The organism is bacterium (genome assembly GCA_024226335.1).
In the GTDB taxonomy this organism is placed as follows: Bacteria; Myxococcota_A; UBA9160; order SZUA-336; family SZUA-336; genus JAAELY01.
On sequence record JAAELY010000498.1, the window covers coordinates 1 to 610 of the forward strand.

The 610-nt window shown below is 64.1% G+C and carries 1 protein-coding gene; it reads right to left on the bottom strand.

From position 1 onward, the window contains the following. Positions 1-562, bottom strand: a 562-nt coding sequence (locus GY725_24380; protein MCP4007333.1) for a hypothetical protein, incomplete at its 3' end; no start/stop codon positions are given. Between the last annotated feature and the right edge of the window lie 48 nt (positions 563-610).

Genomic DNA, 610 nt, shown 5'->3' on the forward strand with positions numbered 1-610 from the left:
CTCTCGGGGTCCAGACCTCGGTGGTGAAGAAGTCCGTCGCAGCGATCCCGCCCCAGTGCGCTTTGAGGAACGCCTTCCACGACGAGGGACGATCCGGCGCTGGCTTGATGCCGTTGTCCTTGAGCGTGCTCGCGATCGTGCCTCGTCCGACGCGGTGGCCGACGTCCTTCAGCTCGCCCTGGATCCGTGTGTATCCCCAGGTCGAATTGTCCAGAGCCATGCGCACGATGAGCTCTCGGATTGCCTTCATGATCCCGCGACGAGCAGGCGTGGACTTCACGTGGGTCCACTTGAGCGCTATCAGCCGACGGTGCCAGCGCATGATGGTGTCCGGCGTGACGATGGTCGCGACGCGATTCAGTAGGCGTCGCCCGAGCTGCTTGCCTTTCGCGGCCAGGCGCCGACGTTGGTCATCGTTCAGCCGGAGCTTCCGACCCTTGAACTGCTCCTTGAGGACGCGGTTCTCCTCGACCAGGTACTCGATCGTGTGCTGCTGCTCGCGATTGACCCAGCCTGAGACCGTCAGCAGCAGGGCGCGCAGAGGGAAGTAGTCGGCCGTCATCGGCCTATCGTACCGCTGTGCAAGTCATGCTCTGGCCGTGGGTTGCGC